1 protein-coding gene is annotated in these 372 nt (G+C 71.0%); it reads right to left on the bottom strand.

The genetic code is table 11. From position 1 onward, the window contains the following. The coding region (locus tag UK12_RS33580) for a protein kinase domain-containing protein (RefSeq protein WP_045307002.1) at positions 1-372 on the bottom strand (372 nt) is incomplete at both ends.

The following is a 372-nucleotide window of genomic DNA, read 5'->3' as shown; positions in this document are numbered from 1 at the left end:
GCACAAGCGGGCGGGTCGCCTGCAGCGCGCCTCCAGCCCACCGCGAGCCGTACCGGTCCCGTTCGACCTCCGTGCGCATTGCGTGCGTGCTCGGGAGCCGATTGGCCGCCTCCTTGCGCGGCACGCTGGCCACCAGCTCGTCCACCACGCGCGACACCGCCCCGTTCCGCTTTGACGGGGCCGGGTGCTCCTCCTGGACGCGCTTGTACTCGATCCAGAAGGAGGTGTCCCCGTCGAACGGCAGGCGGCCTGGGACCAGCTCGAAGAGAATGCAGCCTACCGAGTACAGGTCGGACCGCGCGTCCACGCTCTTGCCGAGCGCGTGCTCGGGCGAGAGGTACTGCGGGGTGCCGACCACCATGCCGGTCTGGG

The organism is Saccharothrix sp. ST-888 (genome assembly GCF_000955975.1).
GTDB lineage: Bacteria > Actinomycetota > Actinomycetes > Streptomycetales > Streptomycetaceae > Kitasatospora.
This window is presented reverse-complemented; position numbering and strand designations above follow the sequence as displayed.